This is a genomic window from Streptomyces sp. NPDC043876 (genome assembly GCF_056435825.1).
In genome coordinates, this window is sequence record NZ_JBWKDV010000006.1 from 505,377 (window position 1) to 525,472 (window position 20,096).

The window sequence follows — 20,096 nt, forward strand, 5'->3', positions numbered from 1 at the left end:
GAGATCCACCCGATGACCGCAGCCTCTCCCGCCGCCGGCGGCGACACCCCGGTGACCGAGCCGGACGCGCCCCCGGGGCGCCGCTTCGAACCGGACCTCCGGTCGATGACACGGATCAACCTGCGCCCCATCGCCTCACCCATGCCGCTCGGCTTCTTCACGATCGCCATTGCCTCCGTGATGACCGGCTGCCTTCAGCTCGGGTTCTTCGACGAGGGGGCCCGCGCCGCCGTGGCCTTCACCGTGCTGCCGGCCTTCGTCCTCCAACTCCTCGTGAGCTTCCTGGCGTTCGGCGCCCGTGACGTGATCGCGGCGACGCTGATGGGCATCTTCGCCGGCAGCTGGCTGCCCTACTCGCTCATCATGCTCAGCGGCGCCGACGACGGCCTGCGGGTCCTCGGCGTGTTCAACCTGGCGCTCCTCTGCTTCGGGGCCCTGATGACCGCCGTGACCCGGCCCAAGCGCGCGCTGTGGCTCGTCCTGGCGGTGTCCCTCCCGCGCTGGGCGGCCACCGGCCTCGCGGGCGTCACCGGCGCCGAATGGCTGACGCGCACGTCCGGTGCGCTCGGCCTCGTGGTGGCGCTGGTCGCGATGTACACGGCGTTCGCCCTGATGCTCGAAGACATGCGCAGCGAGCAGGTCCTGCCCGTCGGACGCAGCGGCCCCGCCCACCTCGCCGTGGAGGGCGACCTGGCCGTCCAGCTCCGCAACCTGGAACGCCAGGCCGGCGTCCGCCGCACCCTCTGACCCGCCCCCCGACCCACGTAACCCACGTGACCAACTCAGGAGTTCCCCCATGTCCCGACCCGCCCGCCCCACCGTCGTCCTGGTCCACGGCGCCTTCGCCGATGCCTCCAGCTTCGCCCGCGTCATACCCGAGCTGACCGCCGCCGGCCTGGACGTCGTGGCCCCGGCCGTGCCCAACCGCGGCCTCGTCGACGACGCCGCCTACATCGCCTCGGTGGTCCGCGCCGTCGAAGGCCCCGTGATCCTGGTCGGGCACTCCTACGGCGGCGCCGTCATCACCCTCGCCGGCACGGAGGACAACGTCCGGGCGCTGGTGTACCTCGCGGGATACGCGCTGGAGGAGGGCGAGAGCCTGGGCGAGCTGCAGGGCCGCTTCCCGGACTCCGGCCTCGCCGACGCGCTCGTCTACACCCCGTTCCCGGTGGCCGGCTCCACCGAGGGCGGCACCGACGTCTCGGTGGAGAGCGCCGAGTTCCCCGCCCTCTTCGCGGCGGACGTCGACCCGGACCTCGCCGCGGTGCTCGCCGTCTCCCAGCGCCCGCTGGCCGCCCGCGCCTTCTCGGAAGCGGCGCCCGCCGCGGCCTGGAAGACCAAGCCCTCGTGGGGCCTGGTCGCCTCCTGCGACCGGACGATCAATCCCGAGGTGGAGCGCTACGGGTACGAGCGCGCCGGCATGACCACCGTCGAGGTCGAGTCCTCGCACCTGGTCATGCTCTCCCGGCCGCAGGCCGTGGCGGAGCTGATCCTGGAGGCGGTGCGGGCCACCGCCCCCACCACCCGCTGACCGCCGGCCGCCGACCCGATCGTTCAAGATCGAACGATTAGTCGATTTTGTTCGAGCGCTGGTAGCTTCTGATCGCCCCCGAGAACCTTTCGGCGGGCGATCGGAGGAGATCCACCCATGAGGTTCGGTGCGCGGCTCGCGCTCGCCGTCGGCGCCCTCGCCGTCCTTGCCGCCGCCTGTGGTGCTCCGCGGGCCGGCGATCCGCAGGCCGGTGGTTCGGGATCGTCGCACACCGCCGTGGACTGCGGACCGTACGCCGCGTACGGCAGCCACCCGAACACCCGGGTCACCGTCTACGCGGAGAACCGCGACCGGGAGGCGGACCTCTTCGAAGCGACGTGGGCCGACTTCGCGCGCTGCACCGGCATCGACGTCCAGTACGAAGGCGACGGGGAGTTCGAGGCCCGGATCCAGCTCCGGGTCGACGGCGGGAACGCCCCCGACGTGGCGTTCTTCCCCCAGCCCGGGCTCCTGGAACGCTTCGCGCGGGCCGGCAGGCTCAAGCCCGCGAGCGACCGGGTCGCGGCCCTCGCGCAGCAGGGCTGGTCGGCGGACTGGAACCGCTACGCGACCGTGGACGGCACCCTGTATGGCACGCCGCTGGTCGCGAACGTGAAGTCGTTCGTCTGGTACTCCCCGTCGTTCTTCCGGGAGCGGGGACTGGGCGTTCCCCGCACGTGGTCCGAGCTGATGGCCCTGACGGAGAAGATCGCGGCGTCGGGCGTCACGCCGTGGTGCGCCGGGATCGAATCCGCCGAGGCGACCGGCTGGCCCGTGACGGACTGGATCGAGGACGTCCTGCTGCGCCAGCAGGGCGCCGACGTCTACGACCAGTGGGTCTCCCACGCCATCCCGTTCAACGACCCGCGGGTGATCCGGGCCATGGACACCGTGGGGTCCGTCCTCAGGAACGACCGGTACGCCAACGGCGGTTTCGGCCCGGCCGAGTCGATCGCGTCCGTCTCCTTCCAGGAGGCCGGCACACCGGTCCTCTCCGGCGACTGCGCCCTGCACCGCCAGGCCTCCTTCTATGCCGGACTGTGGCCCGAGGGCACCCGGATCGGTCCGGACGGGGACGTCTACGCCTTCCTCCTGCCGGGCGCCGACCCGGACACCCGCCCCGTCCTCGGTGGGGGAGTGTTCACCGCGACCTTCACCGACCGCCCCGAAGTGCGCGCGTTCCAGGAGTACCTGGCCTCCGCGGACTTCGCGAACGCGCGGATGGCGAAGGGTCCGTTCGTCTCGGCGAACAAGGGCGTGGATCCGGCGAACGCCGCCAACCCGGTTGACCGGCTCTCGATCCGGCTGCTCCAGGACCCCGGCACCCGGTTCCGGTTCGACGGTTCGGACCTGATGCCCGCTTCGGTCGGCGCCGGGACGTTCTGGAAGGGATCCGTCGACTGGATCGGCGGCGCGAGCACCCGGCAGGTCGCCGACTCCATCGAGCGGTCCTGGCCGAGCCACTGATGTCGTTCGACCTCTTCGCCCAGCAGCCCAAGCTGCTGTACCTGCTCCAGGGCGTCGCCGCCTTCGCGGCGGTCGTCTCCCTGCTCCTGCTGGCGCTGCACCGCGGGCCGGTACGGCGCAGGGCCGCGGCCTTCCTGCTGCTGGCCCCGGCGTTGCTGCTGCTCACGGTCGGCCTCGTGCTGCCTGCTTTGCGTACCCTGGCCCTGTCGTTCACCGACAGCTCGGGAGAGGCGTGGGCCGGTGTCGACAACTACGTGTGGATGGCCACCGACCCCCGCGCGCTGGTGGCGCTGCGCAACACGCTGGTGTGGATGGTGCTCGTGCCGCTGTCGGCGACCGCGGTCGGACTGCTCTACGCGGCGGCCGTCGTACGGTCGCGGTTCCAAGCGTTCGCGCTGTCCCTCCTCCTGATGCCGATGGCGGTCTCCTTCGTCGGCGCGGGTGTCGTCTGGAGGTTCGTCTATGCCTACCGCGCCGGGCAGTCCCGGCAGATCGGGCTGCTGAACCAGCTCGTCGTCGCGTCCGGCGGCGAACCGCGGCAGTGGCTCGTCGACTCTCCCTGGAACGTCCTGCTCCTCGTCGCGGTGATGGTGTGGACGCAGGCGGGCTTCGCGGCCGTTCTGCTGGCCGGCGCGATCAGGGCCGTGCCCGCGGAGCTGGCCGAGGCGGCCCGGCTCGACGGCGCGTCCCCCCGGCAGGTCTTTTGGCGGATCACCGTGCCCTCCATCAGACCCACTCTGCTCGTCGTGGTCCTCGCCCTGGCGATCGGCACCGTCAAGTCCTTCGACATCGTCAAGACCATGACCGGCGGACAGTTCGGCACGGGCGTCCTCGCCCAGGAGATGTACGACCAGGCCTTCCGCTACGGGGAGACGGGCCGCGGTGCGGCGCTCGCCGTGCTCCTGTTCGTCCTCGTCACCCCCCTCGTCGCCCATCAGGTCCGGGCCCGGCGGAGGGCGGCGTGAACGGCGTGCGGGAGCGGCTCACCTCCCGCGCCTTCACGTCGGTCGCCGTGGTCATCGCGGTCCTCTGGACGACACCGACCCTCGGTCTGCTGCTCTCCTCCTTCCGTCCCGAGCGGGAGATCAAGACGACGGGCTGGTGGACCGTCCTCGGGACGCCGCACCTCACGCTCGACAACTACGGCGACGTGCTGTCCGGCGGCGGCAGCGGCCCGGGGCGGCTCGCGGAGTACTTCGTCAACTCCGTCGTCATCACCCTGCCCTCGGTGCTGTTCCCGCTCGTGCTGGCGTTCCTCGCGGCGTACGCCCTGGCGTGGATCGACTTCAGGGGGCGGGACGCGCTCGTCGTCGGCATCTTCGCGCTCCAGGCCGTGCCGCTCCAGATGGCGCTCGTCCCCCTCCTGCGGCTGTTCTCCCGCGGCCGGCTGTTCCTGCCCGGGTGGCAGCCCACCGGTCCCGCGCGTTTCGGCGAGGTCTGGTTCGCCCACACGGTCTTCGCGCTGCCGTTCGCCGTGTTCCTCCTGCACACCTTCCTGGCCGGACTGCCGCGGGAGCTGATCGAGGCCGCCCGCGTCGACGGCGCGTCGCACGGGACGCTGCTGCTCCGGATCGTGCTGCCGCTGGCCCGGCCGGTCCTGGCCACCTTCGCCGTCATCCAGTTCATCTGGGTGTGGAACGACCTCCTCGTGGCGCTGACGTTGTCCGGCGGGACGGCCGGGACGGCGCCGGTGACGGTCCGACTGGCGGGCATGGCCGGGACGTACGGCAACGAGTGGCAGCGGCTCACCGCGGGAGCGTTCGTGGCGGCGTCCGTCCCGCTGCTCGTCTTCCTCTGCCTGCGCCGGCACGTCGCACGGGGACTGCTCGACGGATCGGTCAAGGGATGAGCCCTGAGCGCGCCGGGGGAGAGGGCAGGGCGGTGCCCGGGAGCACGGGGCTGAGCCGGCCCGGGCTGCGGGGCCGCGAAGCCGAGCTGGAGCGGCTGCGCGCCCTGGTCGAGGCGGTGCGGGGCGGCGAGGGAGGAGCGGTCGCGCTGCTCTCGGGCGAGCCCGGGATCGGGAAGACCGTACTGCTGCACGAGATCGCCTTGCTCGCGCGGGCCCGCGGGTTCGCCGTCAGCCTGGGACGCGCTGAGGAATTGCACGAGCTGGCGCCCCTGGCATCACTGGCCTCCGGCCTCCTGCACGGTGACCCGCCCCTGCTGTCCGCCGCCGACTTCGCGGACCTCGCGGGCCATCACGACCAGCGCATCTGGCTCGTCGAACGACTGGCCCAGCTGATCGAGGAACGCTCGGCGGGCACTGCGGTCCTGATCGCGGTCGACGACGTCCAGTGGGCCGATCCGCTGAGCCGGTTCGCCCTGAGCGTCCTGCCTGCACGGCTGCTCGGTTCCCCCGTCCTCTGGCTGCTCACGAGCAGGAACGACCCGGAGCCGTACGGGCAGGGGCCGCGCACGACGGTCCTCCCCCTGCGGCCGCTCTCGGGCGCCGCCCTGGCCGAACTGGCCCGGGACGCCCTCGGCGAGGACCCGCCGACACCGGTGGCGGCCCTTCTCGACGGGGCCGGAGGCAACCCCTTCCTCGCGACCGAGATGCTCACGGGCATCGCGGCGTCGGGCGCGGACGCGCAGCAGCCGCCGGCGCGGCTGGTCCTCGGTGTGCGCGAGCGGCTGGCCGACCTGCGGCCGGACACCCTGCACTTCCTGCGGATCGGCTCGGTCCTCGGCCGCGCGTTCTCGCTCGCGGACGCCGCCGCCCTGTGCGGCCGGCCCGCCTCCGCTCTCAGCGCCGAAGTGGACGAGGCGATCGCCGCCGCCCTCCTCCACGACGACGGCGAGCGCCTGCTGTTCCGCCACGACCTGCTCCGCCAGGCGGTGTACGCCGATCTCGCCCCGTCCGTACGCCGGGCGCTCCACCGCGAGGCCGCGAGCCGGCTCGTCGCGGCGGGCCGCAGCACCACCGACGCGGTCCCGCATCTGCTGAAGAGCGCCGAACCCGGCGACCGGGAGGCGATCGCGCTGCTCGGCGCGGCCGCCGCGGACGCGCTCGCCCTGATGCCCGACCTCGCCGCCGACCTGGCCGTACGCGCCGTGGAACTCGTACCGCCCCGCGACCCCATGCTGTTCGACGTGGGGGAGCGGGCCATCGTCGCGCTGACCCGCGCGGGCCGCTACACCCTGGCCCGGGACACCGGCGACACCCTGCTCGCCCGGCACCCGCCGCTGGAGACCTTCGCCCGGCTGCAGTCCGTACTCGGCGACGCCCTGTGGCACCTCGACGAGGTCCACGAGCTGACCCGCCGCTCGACCGCGGCGCTGGCGGCCGTGACCGACCCGGTGATCCGCGCCCGGCTCACCGCCCGGCAGGCCCTTGCCCGATCCCGCGGGCGCGACCTGGAGGCCGCGCGCGAAACCGGTGAACAGGCGCTCGCCGAGGCCGAGCGGTCCGGTGACCGGGAGGCCCGCGTCCTCGCGCTGTGGGGCCTCGGCGAGAGCGCCCTCAATGCGGGCGACTGCGCCACCGCCGTCGCACACCACACGGCGCTGAGCGTGTTCGACAGCGCCTTCCTGCCCGAGGAGGCCGTCGCCCGGATCCACCTGGACGACTTCGACACCGTCCGGCGACTCCTGCGGACGGCGGGCGACGCCCCCCTGCGCCCCGCCATGCTGAGCTGGGCCCAGGGAACCCTGAACATGGGCCTCGGCCGGCTCGACGACGCGGACGCCGACCTCGTCACCGCCGAACGCCTCGAAGCGGACCTCCGGGTGCCGGGCAACCTGGTCAACATCCGCGTCAACCGCGGCCTGCTCGCGCTGCTGCGCGGCGACCGCGAAGCCGCCCGGGAACACCTGGACGTCGTGCGGGCGAGCGTGGCCGAGCGGCCCAACATCGGCAACCACGCCGCGCACCACTACGCCGAGGCCGTCGTCGCCGACGCCGACGGCGACCACGCGGCGGCGGCCGAACGGCTCCGGTCCGTGCAGCGCGACCATCCGTTCCTCCGCTGGCGGCTCCTGCGCCCCCATGTCGTCCAGGCCGTGCGGATCGCGCTGCGCGGCGGGGACCGCGGCCTGGCCGAGGACCTCGCGGCCCAGGCGGAGCGGCACGCCACCCGCAACCCCTCCGTGCCGACCGCACAGGGGACGGCCGCCCACGCGGCCGGCCTGGTGAACGCCGACCACGGACTCCTGGAGAGCGCGGTCCGCATCCTCCTCGCCGGCCCGCGGCCGATGCCCCTCGCCGCCGCGTCCGCCGACCTCGGGCGCGCTCTCCTCGATACGGGCGACCCCGCTGCGACACCCGCCCTGACCAGGGCGCACGACCTCTACGCCCGGGCGGGCGCCGACGCGGAGGCGGAGTGGGTGCGGGCCGCTCTCGAACGGGCCACGAGCCGCTCCGGCCGGCGCGCCGGAAGTCTCCGGGCGCGCCCGGACCAGGGCTGGGACGCGCTCACGGCCTCGGAACGCAAGGTGGCCCGGCTGATCGCCGCGGGCCACACCAACCGCTCGGCCGCCGAGGCCCTCGTCGTCTCCCCGCACACGGTCAACACCCACCTGGCGTCGATCTTCCGCAAGCTCTCCGTGCGCTCAAGGGTCCAACTGGCCCGGATCGCGCTCGCGCAGGGCGACGCCGGGGCGGTCACCGGCGGCTGAGCGAACCCTGCGCCCCCGTGCAAGGCACGGTGCGCCGTACGGCAATGCGGGGCGCGGGACCGGTCCTAGCGTGACGGGCATGCCGCGCCGCTTCGACGCGCGGACCACCCGACCCGAATCGAGGGACCATCCCCATGCCGTACATCACCGTGGGCCAGGAGAACACCAACCCCGTCGAGCTGTACTTCGAGGACCGGGGGGCCGGGCAGCCGGTCGTCCTCATCCACGGCTTCCCGCTCGACGGCCACTCCTGGGAGCGCCAGAGCGCCGCGCTGCTCGAAGCCGGCTACCGCGTGATCACCTACGACCGCCGCGGGTTCGGGCAGTCCTCGCAGCCGACCACCGGTTACGACTACGACACCTTCGCGGCCGACCTGAACACCGTCATGGAGACCCTCGACCTGAAGGACGCCGTCCTGGTCGGCTTCTCCATGGGCACCGGCGAGGTCGCCCGCTACGTCTCCGCGTACGGCTCCGGGCGCGTCGCCAAGGTGGCCTTCCTGGCCTCGCTGGAGCCCTGCCTGCTCCAGAGCGACGACAACCCGGACGGTGTCGCCCCGAAGGAGTTCTTCGACGGGGTCGTGGCCGCCGTCAAGGCCGACCGCTACGCCTACTACACGGCCTTCTTCAACGACTTCTACAACCTCGACGAGAACCTCGGCATCCGGATCAGCGAGGAGGCCGTCCGCAACAGCTGGGACACCGCCGCCCGCGGGGGCTCCGTCGCCGCGTCCGCCGCGCCGGCGACCTGGTACACCGACTTCCGCGCCGACATCCCCGCCATCGACGTGCCGGCCCTGATCCTGCACGGCACCGCCGACCGCATCCTGCCGGCCGAGGGCACCGCGCGCCCCTTCCACAAGGCGCTCCCGTCGGCCGACTACGTCGAGATCGAGGGCGCCCCGCACGGTCTGCTGTGGACCCACGCCGAAGAGGTCAACACCGCCCTCCTCGCCTTCCTGGCGAAGTGACACCCGCACCGCCGACCCACCGGGGCGGCGCCGGAGCTTCCGGCGCCGCCCCGGCCCCGGTTCCCGGCGCGGGAACCGCACGAGCTCAAGAGAGCGGACACCCCATGCAGTTCGGCATCTTCACCGTCGGGGACGTGACCCCCGACCCCATCACTGGTCGCACCCCGACCGAACACGAGCGCATCAAGGCGATGGTCGCCATCGCCCTCAAGGCCGAGGAAGTCGGCCTGGACGTCTTCGCGACGGGCGAGCACCACAACCCGCCGTTCGTCCCGTCATCGCCCACGACCCTGCTCGGCCACATCGCCGCCCGCACCGAGAAGCTGATCCTGTCCACGTCCACGACGCTGATCACCACCAATGACCCGGTGAAGATCGCCGAGGACTACGCGATGCTCCAGCACCTGGCCGACGGCCGGGTCGACCTCATGCTGGGCCGCGGCAACACCGGTCCGGTCTACCCCTGGTTCGGCCAGGACATCCGCCAGGGCGTCAGCCTGGCCAAGGAGAACTACGCACTGCTGCGCAGGCTGTGGTGCGAGGACGTCGTCGACTGGGAGGGCACCTTCCGTACGCCGCTCCAGGCCTTCACCTCGACACCCCGGCCGCTGGACGGCGTGCCGCCCTTCGTGTGGCACGGATCCATCAGGTCCCCCGAGATCGCGGAGCAGGCCGCCTACTACGGCGACGGCTTCTTCCACAACAACATCTTCTGGCCCGCCGACCACACCAGGCGCATGGTGCAGCTCTACCGGCGCCGGTTCGCGCACCACGGGCACGGCAGGCCCGAAGACGCCATCGTGGGCCTGGGCGGACAGGTCTTCATGCGCAAGAACTCCCAGGACGCCGTGCGGGAGTTCCGCCCCTACTTCGACAATGCCCCGGTGTACGGCCACGGCCCTTCGCTGGAGGAGTTCACCGAGCAGACCCCGCTGACCGTGGGCTCTCCGCAGCAGGTCATCGAGCGGACCCTGTCGTTCCGGGAGAGCGTCGGCGACTACCAGCGCCAGCTGTTCCTGATGGACCACGCGGGCCTGCCGCTGAAGACCGTCCTCGAACAGCTGGACATCCTCGGCGAAGAGGTCGTGCCCGTGCTGCGGCGGGAATTCGCCCAGGGGCGTCCGGCCGACGTGCCGCAGGCCCCCGCGCACGCGTCGCTCCGCGCCGCCTCGGAGGTGTCCGCCGCGTGAAGCTGGTCGTCGTCTCCGCGGGGCTGAGCACCCCCTCCTCCACCCGCCTGCTCGCGGACCGGCTCGCCGAGGCGGCCCGCGACGGACTCGCCGCCCTCGGGCGGCCGCCGTCGACCGAGGTCGTGGAGCTGCGGGAGGTGGCCGGTGACATCGCGAACCACCTCGTGACCGGTTTTCCGCCGCCGCGCCTCAGCGCCGCGATCGACGCCGTGACCGCGGCTGACGGGCTGATCGTGGTGACTCCCGTGTTCGCGGCCTCCTACAGCGGTCTCTTCAAGTCCTTCTTCGACGTGATCGATCCGGCCGCCCTCTCCGGGAAGCCGGTCCTGACCGCGGCGACGGGCGGTACCGCCCGCCACTCCCTGGTCCTCGAACACGCCCTGCGCCCGCTCTTCGCGTACCTGCGCGCCGTCGTCGTCCCCACCGCGGTGTTCGCGGCCTCCGAGGACTGGGGCTCGGGGGCGGACGAGTACACCGACGGCCTTCCCGGCCGCGTCCGCCGGGCCGGCGCCGAGCTCGCCGCGCTCATGGCGGCCCGCCCGGCCGGTGAGGAGCCCGAGGACGACGTCACCGTCCTCGAACGGCAACTCGCCGACCTGCGCTTCGACTGAGACGGGCCTCCGGGGCCGGGCCACGGCGCCGTGGTGCGCATGGTTCATACTGTTCCGCCTGATGAGCGCGAACCGAGTGACGACGAGAACCGTGCCCGGGGAACGCGAGGACGTACGGACACCGCTGCGCGGCCGGGACGCCGAAATGGCGTTCATCGGGGCGCGGCTCGACGCGCTCGACCGCGGCGAAGGCGGCATCATCCGGGTCGAAGGCCCCGTCGGCACCGGCAGGACCAGGATCCTCGCGGAGTCCGCGGCAGCCGCGAGGCGGCGCGGGACGAGGGTGTTCGAGGGAGCGGCGGACCCCGACGAGCAGTCCGTGCCGCTCGGCCCGCTCCTGGACGGCCTGCTCTCCGGCGAGGCACCGCTCTCGGGTGCCGTCCGCCTCAGGGACCTCGCCACGACGCCCGGCCGGCGTTTCTGGCTGCTCCAGGAACTGGGGGACCGGCTGCGGGAGACGGCGCGCAACGGTCCCCTGCTGGTCGTCCTCGACGACCTCCAGTGGTGCGACGACCTGACCCTCCTGACCGTCAACACCCTCGCGGCCGGACTCTCGTCGCACGCCATCCTGTGGCTGATCGCCGTGCGCGGCGGCAGCGTGCCGTCGGGAGTGCGGACGACCCTGGACCGGATCCGGCGCGCGGGCGCGCACGAGCTGGCGCTGGGAGCGCTGGACGACCGGGCCACCGCACGGATCACCGAGGACGTCCTCGGAGCCGCTCCCGGTCCGGACGTCCTGCGCCTCGCCCGGCGCGCCGAAGGAGTCCCGCAGCTGCTGGTCGAACTGCTCGGTTCGCTGCGGGAGGCGGTGACGATCGAGCACGGCACGGCCGGGCTGCCGGCGGGCGCACCCGCCCCACGGGAGCTCCCGTCCGTCGTGCGCCGCCTCGGCCTGCTCTCCGACGAGGCGCGCGAACTGGTGCGGACGGCGGCCGCGGTGGGCGGCCCGGTCACCGTCGCCCTGCTGGCCGACCTGCTCGGCAGGTCCCCGGCGGCGCTCATCACCGCCGTCCGGGAATCCCTCGACGCCGACCTGCTCACCGAAAGCGGCGATCGCCTCGCCTTCCGCCACGACCTGGTCCGCGAGGCGGTCGAAGCCGGCCTCCCGCTGCCCCTGCGGCGGGCCCTGCGCGATCAGGCCGCCGGGCGGGCTCCGGGGAGCGCCGCCGCCCCCGCCGGGCGTCCCGTCCCCTCCGCCGACGGGACGGCCCCGCCGGCCGGTGCGGGGCAAGCCGGGAGAGCCGTACCGCGGGACGGGACGGAGGCCGGCCGGCTGCGCGCCGCCGCGGCGGAACTCGCGGCCACCGACCCGGGAGCCGCCGCGGAACGCTGCCTCAAGGCCCTGGAACTCACCGCCCCGGACGCTCCGGAGTGGCCGAGGGCCATCGCCGAGACGATCCCGCTGCTCTGGCAGACCGGCCGGGCCGCCCGGGCGCGCGAGCTGGGTGCCTCGGCTCTGGCGGGCGGCGCTCTGCGACCCGAGGACGAGGCGCGCGTACGCCTCGCCCTGGCACGCCTCGCCGTACCGTTCGACTTCTCGGAAGCCGTCCGCCAGGCCCGCGCCGGGGCGGCGCTGCCCGGGATCCCCGTGGAGATGAGGGGACGCCTGCTCGCCGTGCTCGCCGTCGGGCTGTCGATGTCGGGGGAGCACTCGGCCGCCGAGCGGGTGGCCGCGCAGGCGTGGGAGGCCGCGGCGGCGGCGGGGGACCGCTCCGCCGAGGCCACGCTGACGACGGTCCGCTCGGCCGCGAGTTTCCACCGCATGGACCTGGCCGAGGCGTTCCGGCAGGCCGAGCGGGCCGCGGCGCTGGCCGACGCCCTGGGCGTCAGCACCTCGCTGTGGGTTCCGGAGGCCTTGTGGCACGCCCTCCTGTCGCACACCACCGGACGCTCGGCGCAGGCGCTCGCCGCCGCGGAGGAGGGCATCCGGATCACCGGGGAGCAGGGCCGGACGGCGGCCACCCGCATGTGGCTCATGACCCGCTCCCGCATCCTCCTGGAGGCCGGGCGGCTGGCGGAGGCCCGGGCCGACGCCGAAGCCGCGTCCGCCTCCGCGGCGGCCGACGATCCGGGCCCGGGCAACCTCGCCGACGTCACGCTCCGGTACGTGATGATGCGCGTCGCCCTGCACACCGACGACCGGCGGACCGCGCGCGCGTACGCGGCGCAGGCGAGGCGGATGCGCAGCGACGCCGCACCCGTCGTCCGTTACTTCGGCTCCTGGATGCTGGCGCTGCTGGCGGACTCCGAAGGCCGGCCCGACCGGGCCGTCGCCGCACTCGACGAGGTGACGACCTCGCCCGCCGCGGACCGGCCGGCCTACGCCGGCCTGATCGACCCCGCCGACGCCCCGGTCCTCGTCCGCCTGGCGCTGCGCGGCGGCGCCCCCGACCGGGCCGCGCAGGCAGTGGCCCTGGCCGAGCGGCTCGCCGTGCTCAACCCCGGCCTCGCGTTCCTCGCCGCCGCGGCCGCGCACGCCCGCGGGCTCCTCGACAACGACCTCGCCACGCTCGTACGCGCGGCCCGTCTGTACGAGGACTGCCCCCGGCCGCTGGCCCGGGCGTCGGCACTGGAGGACGCGGGACGCAAGCTGGCGCTCACCCGCATGTCCGAAGCGGTGCCGTACTTCGACACGGCCCTCGCGCTCTACGCGCGAGCGGGCGCCGCACGGGACGTCGCCCGCGTCCGCCGGCGCCTGCGGGCCGCCGGTGTCCGGCGACGGCCCGCGGCGCCCGGACTCTCCGGCGAGTGGCCCGAGTTGACGGCCGCGGAGCTGCGGGTGGTACGGCTCGTGGCCCGGGGTCTGGCCAACCGGCAGGTGGCCGAGGACCTCTCCCTCTCGCCGCACACGGTGGGTTCGCACCTGCGCCGGGCCTTCACCAAGCTGGGCGTCACCTCCCGCGGGGAGCTGACCCGACTGGCGAAGCAGCGTGACAGCGCAGAGTAGTCACTTCGTATCCCCCGGGGCCCCGGGGCAATGGACGATTCGTGCGATGTGCCGACGCCGTCGTTTCCTCAGAATGATCAAAGCCGCGGAAGCCAGAAGTCCGCGGGGAACCGGTCACGAGAGGAACAGCGCATGACGGCAAGGCTCCAGCGAGCCCGCCCCGGCAGTCCCGAGCTCCAGGCGCTCGTCGACGAGCTCGCGGAGCGGCTCGGCCGGTCCGTCGCCGTCGACGACCCGCTGGTCCGCATGGTCTGCACCAGCCGTCACTTCGGCGACGAGGACCCGGTGCGCATCGGCACGCTGTTGCAGGGCCGCGCCGACAACGCGGCCATCCGCTACGTCCTCGCGCAGGGCGTGACCCGGTGGTCCAGGCCCGGATTCATCGACGGCCGTGACGATCTCGGACTGCTGCCCCGGTACGTCGCGCCCCTGCGCGAGCGCGGACACCTTCTCGGACTGCTCCTGGTGGTCGTGCCCGACAAGACCCTCGCGGAGCACGAGAGACGTGCCATCGCCGGGGCCGCGGACGCCATGGCCGCCCTGATGCACGGCGAGCGCATCGCCACCGACTCCCGGAAGGCCGACGAGCGGGACCTCGTCCGCGCACTCGTCGGCGCCGACGTCGCCGCCCGCACCACCGCACGGCGGCGCGGCGAGGAACGGGGACTGCTCGGAGCGGCCGGGCACGTCATGGTCACCGTCGTCCAGCTCGGCTGCGCGACCGAGCTCGTGCAGCAGTCCGAGGCGGCCCTGTGGGGGGCGCTGGAGGTGGTGCGCCAGACGCGTTCGGCCCAGGCCCTGATCGCGGTCGGCACCGAGCGGGCGACCCTGCTCCAGCTGCGCGACCGCCCACCGCTCCCGGAGGAGGTCACCGCGCAGTCCGCCCGCATCCTGGACGAACTCCGCACGTTCCTGGGCCCGTCGGCGGACCCCGTGATCGGTGTCGGCGGCCGGCATCCCGCCCTGGACGACGCCTGGACGTCGTACGAGCAGGCGCTCGTGGCGGCGCGCGCGGCACGCCGCCTGCCCACCCTGAAGGGCGTCGGCGACTGGGAGCTGCTCGGTGAGCTCGCGGTGCTGCTCCAGCTGCCCGAGCACGCCCTGAACGCGTCCCTGGTCCCGAAGGCGCTCCGGACCCTGAGCGGCGCCCAGGGCGGCGACCGCCTGCGGGACACCCTGCGCTGCTTCCTGGAACACGCCGGATCGATTCCCCGCACCGCGGACACGCTGGGCATCCACCGGACCTCGCTCTACTACCGGCTGCGCCAGATCCAGGAGATCACCGGCCTGGACCTCGACGAAGGGGCCCACCGGCTCACCCTGCACCTCGGACTGAGGATCCAGGAACTCCTTCCCCGGGCCGGGGAGAGCGCCGCCTGAGCGCGACCCGCTTCGACAACGCGACCCGCTTCGACAATGCGACCCGCTTCGACAAAGCGAGAAGGATCCACGGCCCGATTCCTACAGCGCGCGGTGGTGCGGGCGGCGGGCCCCGTTCGATGATGTCCGTGAGGGCGGGACCGCGAGGTACCGCCTCTGACCAGGGGAGAGGTCATGCAGGAACTGATCACGACGGACGGCGCGCGGCTCGCGTACCAGGACACCGGCGGCGAGGGCGTCCCCCTCGTGATGCTGCACGGCTGGGGGCAGACGCAGGCGATGTTCCGCCACCAGAGCGAGGGCCTGGCGCCCGGCCGCCGCGTGGTCACCGTCGACTTCCGCGGCCACGGGAAGTCCGCCAAGCCCCGTCACGGCCACCGCATCGCCCGGCTCTCGCGCGATGTGCTCGAACTCGTCGACCACCTCGGCCTCGACCGGTTCGACGCACTGGGCTGGTCCATGGGCGTCTCGGTGTGGTGGAGCTTCATCGACCAGTACGGGACCGGACGCATCCGGCGCTTCGTCGCCGTCGACCAGCCCGCTGCGGTCGCCGCCGTGCCCTGGATGACGGGAGGGGAACAGCGCGACTGTGGTGCCATCTTCGACGTGTCGGGACTGCTGTACCTGGGGGCGGCCCTCGCGGGGCCGGAGGGCGACACGGTCCGCGCCGACTTCGTGCGCGGGATGTTCTCCGGCGAGCCCGACGCCGAGCTGCTGGCCTTCGTCCAGGAGGAGATCCGGTCGACACCCGCCCACGCGGGCGTACCCCTGCTGTTCGACCACTGCGCGCAGGACTGGCGCGACGTCCTTCCCCGCATCGATGTGCCGACCCTGGTGATCGGCTGCGAGGGAAGTCATGTGCACCCGGATTCGCAGCGCTTCGTCGCCGAGCGGATCCCCGGCGCACGCCTGCACGTCTTCCCCTCCGACGTGGCGAACTCGCACTTCGCCTTCCTGGAGAACCCGCCGGCCTTCAACGCCGTGGTGGAGAAGTTCCTGGGCGAGGAGCCGGCGAACGGCGCGTGAATCCCCCTCCGTCCGCCCCCACCCACCCCCCCCGCCCACCCACGGCTAGGAAACCCCATGACCCCCGCACTGATGTCCCGTGCGCCCGCACGGGTTCCCCGGCAGGCGCCCCGACCGGCCTCTCCCTCCCCTTCCGCCTCCGCCCCCTCCTCCCGCTCGGGGTGGCTGGTCCGGATGCTCTCCGACATGCCGGAGACGGACGACCGGAACCACATCTACCTCGGCGTCCACGTCCGCGGGCCCGTCGCCGTCGTCCACGGGCGCGCCGAGACCCTGCTGGAGCCGAACGACCTGGTCTTCTGCGATCCGGCCCGGCAGCACCTGCTGCGGTTCGGCGAGGACTGCCGGATGATCTTCTTCCGGGTGCCCCGCTGCTATCTGGGCGTCACGGAGCCGGAACTGGACCGAGTGATCGGCGTACCCGTACGCGGCGGAGAGGGGATCGGGGCGCTGGCGTCCGAGTTCCTGACGGCGCTCGCCGCCGAGGCCGAGTCCCGCCGGTCCGTGATCGGGGACCGGCGCGCCAGGACGGCGGTACACCTGCTCTCCGTCCTGGTCATGGAGCTCCTGGAGGCGGACACGACGGACGGGGCCGCCGGGGACGCGTCCGGGGCCGGCCACGAGATGCTGGCCCGTATCCACGGCTACATCGAAGAACACCTGATGGACCCGGACCTCTCGCCGGAGTCGATCGCCCGCGCCCACCACATCTCCGTCCGCTACCTGCAGAAGCTCTTCCAGAACGACGGCAGCACGGTCAGCCAATGGGTGAGGCAGCGCAGGCTGGAGTTCTGCCGCATCGAACTGGGCCGCACCCACCGGCGGACCACCATGGCCGCGGTGGCGCACCGCTGGGGCTTCAGCAGCCCGTCGCACTTCAGCCGCACGTTCCGCGGGGCCTACGGCATGAGCCCCAGCGAATGGCAGACGCTGGCGACCTCGGCCTTCGCGTCACCGGCTGCCGAAGCCCTTGGCGCGCAAGCGCGTTGAGGCGCGTGTGCGCCGTCATGACAGCGCGGATGCGCGCACCTGCAACAGGTGCCGCTTCCACGGCCCTACCGTGAGCAACCGTCGCACGGAGAGGAGAACTCGCATGCCCCACCCGACCGTTGTCCTGGTGCACGGTGCCTTCGCCGACGCGACAGGCTGGATAGGCGTCATCTCGGAACTGCGGAGCAGCGGAATCCCGGTGATCGCTCCGTCGAACCCGCTGCGGGGCCTGGCGTCGGACGCCGCCTACCTCGCCTCCGTCCTGGCCCAGGTCGACGGCCCGGCGGTCCTCGTCGGCCACTCCTACGGCGGTGCGCTGATCACCGTGGCGGGCACGGCGCAGAACGTCGTCGCACTGGTCTACGTGGCCGCCTACGTACCCCACGAGGGCGAGAGCGTCGGGCGGCTCCAGGGCAACTTCCCCGCGTCCCCATTGACGGGCCACCTGAAGGAGTGGACGTACCCGCTGCCCGACGGCGGCTCGGCGGTCGAGGTCACCATCGAGGAGACGGTGTTCCCCTCCGTCTTCGCGGCGGACGTCCCCGAGAACGTCGCCGCCGTCCTGGCCGCCGCCCAACGTCCCCTCGCGACAACCGCCTTCACCGAAACTGCGTCCGCGGCGGCGTGGCGGACGAAACCGTCCTGGGCCCTGGTGGCCGGCGCGGACCGCACGATCGCCCCCGAGGTCCAGCGCTTCGGCGCCGCCCGCGCCGGCGCCGTCGTCGTCGAACTCCCGGAAGCCTCCCACGCCGTCCTCCTGTCAGAGCCCACCCGCGTGGCCGACCTGATCAGGCAGGCGGTACGGGCGACGGCGAACTGACCGACGGGCCTCCGCTGGCAACGGACCGGCCCAGCCATGAGGAGTGGTTGCTGCAACGGAGCCGACGTACGGACTTACAGCCAGTCGCGCTTCTTGAAGACGACGTACAGGCTCACGCAGACGACCGCCATCAGCAGGACGGCGAAGGGGTAGCCGACCGCCCACTTGAGCTCGGGCATCGTCTCGAAGTTCATGCCGTAGATCGTGCCGACCAGGGTGGGGGCGAAGAGGATGGCCGCCCACGAGGAGATCTTCTTGATCTCCTCGTTCTGTTCGAAGCCGGCTTCTGCCAGGGCGCGCATTTCGGCGTTCTGCTGTTGGGAGACCAGGGTGGCGTTGACCGTCAGGATTTCGGTCAGGGCCTGGCGGAAGCCGTCCACGCGTTCGCTCGTGTGGGTCACGTGGTCCGCGACGTCGCGGAGGTAGCGCTGGAGTTCCTCGTCCGTGCCGTACTTGGCGAAGCCCGCCATCAGGTTGTGGAGCATGCCGACCAGGGGGCGGGTGGCGCGCTGGAACTCGACCATTTCGCGGGAGAGTTCGTAGATGCGGCGCGATACCTCGGGGTCGCCGCGGAAGACCTCGGTCTCGATCTCGTCCATGTCGTTCTGGACGCCTTCGACGACCGGGGCGTAGCCGTCGACCACGTCGTCGAGGATCGCGTAGAGGGCGGCTTCCGGGCCGAGGGCCAGGAGTTCCGGGGTCGCCTCCATGCGGCGGCGGACCGCCGAGAGGTCGGGAGCCGCGCCGTGGCGGACGGTGATCAGGAAGTCCGGGCCCACGAAGATGTGCAGCTCGGCGAAGTCGACCTCCTCCAGGGCGTCCACGTAGCGGGCCGCGCGCAGGACGACGAAGAGGGTGTCGCCGTAGCGCTCCAGCTTGGGTCGCTGGTGGGCCTCCAGGGCGTCCTCGATGGAGAGGGGGTGGAGGTTGAACTCCGTGGCGAGGGAGTGCAGTTCGGGTTCGGTGGGCCGGTGCAGGCCGATCCATGCCATGCCGCCGGGCTGCTCGCGCAGGCGGCGGAAGGTCTCGGCGAGGCCGGTGGGGGAGGCGACCCTGCGGCCTGCGTGGTAGACGGCGGAGTCGACCACGGACCGGTGGGGGGCCGGGTCCGGGCCCGTCGGCGTGCGGCCGGAAGGGGGCGGCGGCGGTGTGGGGCGGCGGCGGTCGGGGCGCTCCGGCATCGGGGTCCGCTTCGGGTCAGTGGTGAGTGGTGAGTGGTGAATGTGACTGTGAGTGGTTCCTTACTAGGCGCATGTGCAGGATATGCGGGAAATGGTCGGAATGCGGGTGGTAAGGGGATCGGGCGGGCCGGGTGGCGTGGGTGGGTCGTTGGGTTAGCGTGCCGTCATGGTCCCCTCGACGCCGCATCAGGCCGCCCGCGCGCAGCCGTCCGTTCCCGTGCTGGGTCCCCGCGCGCTGAACCGGGCCACGCTCGCCCGCCAGCTGCTCCTCGACCGGGCCGAGCGGTCGGCCGGGGACGCCGTCGCGCACCTGGTCGGGCTCCAGGCGCAGAACGTGAAGCCGCCCTACTACCAGCTGCACGCCCGGCTCGCCGGATTCCGTCCCGAAGAGCTGGCCGAGCTGATGGAAACGCGTCAGGTGGTGCGCATGGTGACCATGCGGTCGACGATCCACACGCACACCGCCGAGGACGCGCTCGCCCTGCGCCCCCTGGTCCAGCCCGCCCGTGACAGGGAGATCGCCGTCTTCCGCAAGGGGCTGGTCGGCGTCGACCTGGCGCGCCTCGCCCGGCTCGCGCGCGCCTTCGTCGAGGGTGACGAGCCCCGCACCATGGGGGAGATCGGGCAGGAGCTGCTGCGCGAGTGGCCCGACGCCGATCCCCCGTCCCTGGCCACCGCCGCGCGCTGCGCCCTGCCCCTCGTCCAGGTCACCCCGCGCGGGGTGTGGGGGCGCAGCGGGCAAGTCCGGCTGACCACCCTGCACCACTGGCTCGGCCGCCCGGCCCCCGACGTACCCGCCACAGAGCCGGCGGAGTCCGCGTCAGCCGCGCCGCCCGTCGACGAGGCCGTCCTGCGCTACCTCGGCGCCTTCGGGCCGGCCTCCGTCAAGGACATGCAGGTCTGGGCCGGTCTCACCCGGCTGGGCGCGGCCTTCGAGCGGCTGCGGCCCCGGCTGCTCGTCTTCCGCGACGAGAACGGCGTGGAACTCTTCGACCTGCCCGACGCGCCCCGCCCCGATGCCGACGCGCCCGCGCCCCCGCGCTTCCTGCCCGAGTTCGACAACCTGCTCCTGTCCCACGCCGACCGCACCCGGGTGGTCCCCGCCGGCCTCAAGGGCCGGACGTGGAAGGGCAACCAGGCGTACCGCACGCTGCTCGTCGACGGATTCCTCGCCGGGGTGTGGAAGGAGACGGACGGGGTCCTGACTGTCGAACCGTTCCGGGAGCTCACCCGGGCCCAGCGCCAAGAGGTCGTCGCCGAAGGGGAGTTGCTGCTCGAAACGATGGTGCGGCCCACGGGGACGGCGGACGCCCCGCACGGCGGCGTGCGCTTCGGGTCAATCACCGGCTGACGCCGCTCTGGTGGTGC

16 protein-coding genes are annotated in these 20,096 nt (G+C 73.1%); 15 read left to right on the forward strand and 1 reads right to left on the reverse strand.

Annotation, left to right across the window (positions count from 1 at the left end; translation table 11 throughout):
• Positions 1-12 precede the first annotated feature (12 nt).
• The 14 genes from AC0693_RS21610 to AC0693_RS21675 all read left to right on the forward strand — a co-directional run bounded on the left by AC0693_RS21610 (position 13) and on the right by AC0693_RS21675 (position 17,547).
• Positions 13-747 carry a GPR1/FUN34/YaaH family transporter gene (locus AC0693_RS21610; RefSeq protein ID WP_469338764.1) on the forward strand — a complete coding sequence of 245 codons (735 nt, stop codon included), beginning with the start codon at positions 13-15 and terminating at the stop codon, positions 745-747.
• Positions 748-796: 49 nt separating this feature from the next.
• On the forward strand, positions 797-1,531 hold the full coding sequence (locus AC0693_RS21615) for an alpha/beta fold hydrolase (RefSeq protein ID WP_469316476.1): 735 nt from the start codon (positions 797-799) through the stop codon (positions 1,529-1,531).
• A 117-nt stretch (positions 1,532-1,648) separates the two neighbouring features.
• Complete coding sequence (locus tag AC0693_RS21620; protein WP_469316475.1) at positions 1,649-2,998, forward strand: ABC transporter substrate-binding protein; 1,350 nt, start codon at positions 1,649-1,651, stop codon at positions 2,996-2,998.
• Positions 2,998-3,963, forward strand: a complete 966-nt coding sequence (locus tag AC0693_RS21625; RefSeq protein ID WP_478802586.1) for a carbohydrate ABC transporter permease — start codon at positions 2,998-3,000, stop codon at positions 3,961-3,963. Before AC0693_RS21620 ends, AC0693_RS21625 begins: the two co-directional genes overlap by 1 nt.
• Complete coding sequence (locus AC0693_RS21630; protein ID WP_478802587.1) at positions 3,960-4,847, forward strand: carbohydrate ABC transporter permease; 888 nt, start codon at positions 3,960-3,962, stop codon at positions 4,845-4,847. Before AC0693_RS21625 ends, AC0693_RS21630 begins: the two co-directional genes overlap by 4 nt.
• Positions 4,844-7,612, forward strand: a complete 2,769-nt coding sequence (locus AC0693_RS21635) for a helix-turn-helix transcriptional regulator (RefSeq protein WP_478802588.1) — start codon at positions 4,844-4,846, stop codon at positions 7,610-7,612. Before AC0693_RS21630 ends, AC0693_RS21635 begins: the two co-directional genes overlap by 4 nt.
• Positions 7,613-7,746: 134 nt before the next feature.
• A complete protein-coding gene (locus tag AC0693_RS21640; RefSeq protein ID WP_356414690.1) occupies positions 7,747-8,583 on the forward strand; it encodes an alpha/beta fold hydrolase in 837 nt (278 codons plus the stop codon).
• Positions 8,584-8,687: 104 nt separating this feature from the next.
• Positions 8,688-9,773, forward strand: coding sequence for an LLM class flavin-dependent oxidoreductase (locus tag AC0693_RS21645; RefSeq protein ID WP_478802589.1), 1,086 nt, complete (start codon positions 8,688-8,690; stop codon positions 9,771-9,773).
• A complete protein-coding gene (locus tag AC0693_RS21650) occupies positions 9,770-10,384 on the forward strand; it encodes an FMN reductase (RefSeq protein ID WP_469338746.1) in 615 nt (204 codons plus the stop codon). The genes AC0693_RS21645 and AC0693_RS21650 overlap by 4 nt, the downstream gene beginning before the upstream one ends.
• Positions 10,385-10,445: 61 nt before the next feature.
• A complete protein-coding gene (locus AC0693_RS21655; protein ID WP_478802590.1) occupies positions 10,446-13,331 on the forward strand; it encodes an ATP-binding protein in 2,886 nt (961 codons plus the stop codon).
• Positions 13,332-13,463: 132 nt separating this feature from the next.
• Complete coding sequence (locus tag AC0693_RS21660; protein WP_478802591.1) at positions 13,464-14,711, forward strand: PucR family transcriptional regulator; 1,248 nt, start codon at positions 13,464-13,466, stop codon at positions 14,709-14,711.
• Positions 14,712-14,885: 174 nt separating this feature from the next.
• Complete coding sequence (locus AC0693_RS21665) at positions 14,886-15,737, forward strand: alpha/beta fold hydrolase (protein ID WP_478802592.1); 852 nt, start codon at positions 14,886-14,888, stop codon at positions 15,735-15,737.
• Between the two features lie 186 nt (positions 15,738-15,923).
• On the forward strand, positions 15,924-16,727 hold the full coding sequence (locus AC0693_RS21670) for a helix-turn-helix domain-containing protein (protein ID WP_478802593.1): 804 nt from the start codon (positions 15,924-15,926) through the stop codon (positions 16,725-16,727).
• Positions 16,728-16,830: 103 nt separating this feature from the next.
• Positions 16,831-17,547, forward strand: a complete 717-nt coding sequence (locus AC0693_RS21675; RefSeq protein WP_478802594.1) for an alpha/beta fold hydrolase — start codon at positions 16,831-16,833, stop codon at positions 17,545-17,547.
• A gap of 74 nt (positions 17,548-17,621) precedes the next feature.
• On the opposite strand, the gene AC0693_RS21680 is transcribed toward AC0693_RS21675, so the two are convergent.
• Positions 17,622-18,728, reverse strand: coding sequence for a magnesium and cobalt transport protein CorA (locus AC0693_RS21680; RefSeq protein WP_478802595.1), 1,107 nt, complete (start codon positions 18,726-18,728; stop codon positions 17,622-17,624).
• Positions 18,729-18,894: 166 nt separating this feature from the next.
• On the opposite strand from AC0693_RS21680, the gene AC0693_RS21685 reads away from it, so the two are divergent.
• A complete protein-coding gene (locus tag AC0693_RS21685) occupies positions 18,895-20,079 on the forward strand; it encodes a winged helix DNA-binding domain-containing protein (RefSeq protein ID WP_478802596.1) in 1,185 nt (394 codons plus the stop codon).
• Positions 20,080-20,096: the final 17 nt, after the last annotated feature.

Coding starts and splice junctions, on each gene's coding strand:
- AC0693_RS21610 (WP_469338764.1), top strand. CDS start 13: ATGACCGCAGCCTCTCCCGCCGCCGGCGGCGACACCCCGGTGACCGAG.
- AC0693_RS21615 (WP_469316476.1), top strand. CDS start 797: ATGTCCCGACCCGCCCGCCCCACCGTCGTCCTGGTCCACGGCGCCTTC.
- AC0693_RS21620 (WP_469316475.1), top strand. CDS start 1,649: ATGAGGTTCGGTGCGCGGCTCGCGCTCGCCGTCGGCGCCCTCGCCGTC.
- AC0693_RS21625 (WP_478802586.1), top strand. CDS start 2,998: ATGTCGTTCGACCTCTTCGCCCAGCAGCCCAAGCTGCTGTACCTGCTC.
- AC0693_RS21635 (WP_478802588.1), top strand. CDS start 4,844: ATGAGCCCTGAGCGCGCCGGGGGAGAGGGCAGGGCGGTGCCCGGGAGC.
- AC0693_RS21640 (WP_356414690.1), top strand. CDS start 7,747: ATGCCGTACATCACCGTGGGCCAGGAGAACACCAACCCCGTCGAGCTG.
- AC0693_RS21645 (WP_478802589.1), top strand. CDS start 8,688: ATGCAGTTCGGCATCTTCACCGTCGGGGACGTGACCCCCGACCCCATC.
- AC0693_RS21655 (WP_478802590.1), top strand. CDS start 10,446: ATGAGCGCGAACCGAGTGACGACGAGAACCGTGCCCGGGGAACGCGAG.
- AC0693_RS21660 (WP_478802591.1), top strand. CDS start 13,464: ATGACGGCAAGGCTCCAGCGAGCCCGCCCCGGCAGTCCCGAGCTCCAG.
- AC0693_RS21665 (WP_478802592.1), top strand. CDS start 14,886: ATGCAGGAACTGATCACGACGGACGGCGCGCGGCTCGCGTACCAGGAC.
- AC0693_RS21670 (WP_478802593.1), top strand. CDS start 15,924: ATGCCGGAGACGGACGACCGGAACCACATCTACCTCGGCGTCCACGTC.
- AC0693_RS21675 (WP_478802594.1), top strand. CDS start 16,831: ATGCCCCACCCGACCGTTGTCCTGGTGCACGGTGCCTTCGCCGACGCG.
- AC0693_RS21680 (WP_478802595.1), bottom strand. CDS start 18,728: ATGCCGGAGCGCCCCGACCGCCGCCGCCCCACACCGCCGCCGCCCCCT.
- AC0693_RS21685 (WP_478802596.1), top strand. CDS start 18,895: ATGGTCCCCTCGACGCCGCATCAGGCCGCCCGCGCGCAGCCGTCCGTT.